We start from the raw sequence: 3,541 nt of genomic DNA on the forward strand, positions 1-3,541 counted from the left end.
TTGGGATTCACTAATGCCTTTCTGCATCAATAAATCACGATCCGCTTGTGTAAATGTCATAGTATATTATTTAGTTAATGATATGTTGCAAAACCACTCAAATTTACAAAAACCTTATTAAATTCGTGAATAGTAAGTTCAAAAAATATATATTTGAATTGTTTTTAGATAATAAATAATATGAATTATGGGAGAGAGTACATATTTTACCGTTCCTGAACGGAAAGAGTTCCTGGTTGCTTACCGGGCATTGTGGCGATCCTCTCATTCGTTGATCGGGGAAGATGATTTCAAGCGTATTCGAGAAATGATTACCGATGCTGTAAAAAAAGGTAATTATTTACGGGACGAAAAGGGGATAAATGTCTTGTTGAGAAATATTAATACGGCTCTTATCCTTTCCAAAGAAGTCGGTCTTGAACGTAGTACGTTAATTTCGGTCCTGATTTATAATTTGGTTTCCGGAGGAAGCTATACCAATGAACAAGTCGAAGCTATATTTGGATCAGATATAGCAAAAATCATACGTGGATTAATTAAAGCGAACGGTCTTTATGCTAAGCAGGCAACGGTAGAGAGCGATAATTTCAGAAAATTATTATTGACTTTTGCAGAAGATGTGAGGGTCATCATTATTATGATTGCAGATCGGTTATGTCTGATGAGGATGATAAACCATCATCCTGATGAGCAGTTCAGAGTAAATGTGGCTTGTGAAGCATCTTATCTGTATGCTCCTTTGGCACATCGCTTAGGGCTTTATACGATTAAGTCCGAATTAGAAGACCTCGCTCTGAAATATACCGATCGGCCTACTTTCAATGAGATTGCCCGAAAACTGAATGAAACGAAAGCTGCCCGGGATAAATATATTTATGAATTTATAAAACCGGTGAAGGCTAAACTCGAGGCTGCCGGATTGAAATTCGAGATTAAGGGAAGAACAAAGTCTATATCTTCTATACTGAATAAGATAAGGAAGCAAAAGGCCGAGCTTGAAGATATTTATGATTTGTTCGCCATACGGGTAGTCTTGGATACACCTGAAGATCAAGAAAAGGCAGATTGTTGGAAAGTGTATTCTATTGTTACCGATATGTACCAGCCTAATCCGAAACGACTTAAAGATTGGCTTTCTATACCCAAAAGCAATGGATATGAATCGTTGCATATAACAGTGTGGGGACCCGAAAACCGTTGGGTCGAGGTACAGATACGAAGCAAACGTATGGATGAAATTGCTGAAAGAGGGTTGGCGGCACATTGGAAATATAAAGGTATAAAAAGCGAGAGCGGACTGGATGACTGGTTGAATAATGTCAGGGATATTTTAGAGTCTGCCGATGCTACCGGGCCAATGGAACTGATGAAGGAGTTTAAGATGGATCTTTATGATAAAGAGGTCTTTGTATTTACTCCGAAAGGGGATTTGTATAAATTGCCTAAAGGTGCGACGGTTCTGGATTTCGCTTTTTTAATTCATACCGCTTTGGGCAGCAAGTGTGTCGGAGCAAAAGTGAACGATAAAAATCAGCCGATCAAATATGTTCTTAAGAGTGGGGATACGATCGAAGTTCTGACTTCACCTTCACAGACGCCTAAGCAAGATTGGCTGAACATTGTTGCAACCTCTAAAGCCCGTGTAAAAATCAAGCAAGCTTTGAATGAGGCCACTTATAAAGAGGCCGAATTTGGAAAAGAATTGTTGCAGCGTCGGTTTAAAAATCGGAAAATCGATGTTGATGAGGCGATCATGATGCGTTTGATAAAAAAAACAGGGTATAAGACGGTAACTGATTTTTATTATGATCTGTCGCAAGAAAAAATCGATGTGAATGCTGTTATAGATTCATATCTCGATTTGGATAGGAAAGAGAATGAAGAATCGACCGAGTCGCGTACTGCGGAGAATTATGTACAACCGCATTTTTCTGAAGAATTTGGGAAAGAAGACGTGCTGGTGATCGATCAGAATTTGAAAGGAATAGATTATAAGTTATCGAAATGTTGTAATCCTATTTATGGAGATGATATATTCGGATTTGTTTCTACTCAGGGGAGTATTAAAATACATCGAATGGATTGCCCTAATGCTTTGGCTTTAAGAACTCGTTTCGGGTATAGGATCGTTAAGGCGCGCTGGTCGGGAAAGCAAGGCTCTCAGTATGCTACCGTTTTGCGTGTCGTCGGAAATGATGATATCGGTATTGTGACGAATATAACGTCGATCATTTCGAAAGAGAAAAATATTGCGATGCGAGGTATATCCATAGATTCTAATGACGGACTTTTTCAAGGACATATTACGGTTTTGGTCGATGATTTGTCTGCATTGAATGCTTTGATGAAAAAATTGAAGACCGTAAAGGGTGTTAAGAGTGTAGATCGGGTTACGTTGAGTTAAATGATATTTAGATAGATAATATATGAAAAGAATCTTTTTTATTTCGATTATCGGTTTAGCCCTGTTTTCAGGGGCATGTTCAAAAAAAAATAATCCGGCTGCCGAGCAATATCAGAAAGCCGAAGAGCTATACCGGCAAGGGGATTATGCACGAGCTAAAGTTGCGATTGACAGTATTGCCAAGATCGATCCTCGGGCATTTGATGAAATTCGTGCCGGAATGCAATTGATGCGCCGTGTGGATTTGAGTATAAATGAACGTAATCTCGCTTATGTGGATAGTTTGTTGCCTATACGTCAAGCCTTTCAGAAGGATTTATTCTCTAAATTTAAGTTGCAGAAAGATGAAAAATATCAGGAAGAGGGTAATTATGTTTTCAAAAAAGACCGGAATGCCGGGAGTGTCAACCGTTCATGTTTGCGCATTCAGGTGACAGAAGATGGACAGATGCAGTTGATGAGTGTCTATTCCGGAGCGACAAAATTGAATCATGAGTCGGTAAAAGTGGAGTTACCGGACGGGACATTTGCTCTTACATCGGTTATTCCTTATGACGGTGCGAATAATTATCGTTTTGTAAATGCCGGAAATACGACTGAGGTTGTGACGTATAAAGGGAAACAGATGCGTTCGGTAGCAGATTTGGTTTATAATAGTAATGGTGCAAAAATAAAGGTAAGTTATGAAGGTAAGCGACCTTTCTCTTTTATTATGGATAATAATACAAGAGAAGCTATTAGTGCTTCTTATGAACTTGCTTTGGTGATGTCTGAAATAAAACAACTTCAGCGGGAAAAGGCTATTGCCACTAAGACTATCGAAATATTAAAGAAGCAAATTGCTGATCACGAACATGATAGTCTCGATAAAAAATCATGATTAGAAATGGTATAGATCGTTAAAATCTGACAGATTTTTTATTCGAAAGATAGGATAGGTATTTATTTTTATACAAGCTATTCCGCAAGAAATGATTTTCATTTTTTGCGGAATTTTATAAATGGCTTTTTAGGAAGGCTCTTAAACTTGCTTTTTTCTTGTCTCTCTATTTGGTGTATTATTCTTCTTAATCATATCATTGATTCTTAGATAAATATAGATATATAATAATAGCGTCAGAGTGCTTGATTCGAGGG

2 protein-coding genes are annotated in these 3,541 nt (G+C 37.9%); both read left to right on the forward strand.

The genetic code is table 11. From position 1 onward, the window contains the following. Nucleotides 1–187 precede the first annotated feature (187 nt). The gene (locus tag AC1WHX_RS11315) at nucleotides 188–2,404 is read left to right on the forward strand and encodes a RelA/SpoT family protein (RefSeq protein ID WP_009317577.1); all 2,217 of its coding nucleotides are present in this window, start codon (nucleotides 188–190) and stop codon (nucleotides 2,402–2,404) included. 22 nt (nucleotides 2,405–2,426) lie between these two features. Further along, nucleotides 2,427–3,284 (forward strand): hypothetical protein, encoded by an 858-nt coding sequence (locus AC1WHX_RS11320; protein ID WP_302546502.1) that lies wholly within the window; start codon nucleotides 2,427–2,429, stop codon nucleotides 3,282–3,284. Nucleotides 3,285–3,541: the final 257 nt, after the last annotated feature.

This window comes from Coprobacter sp. (assembly GCF_982436375.1).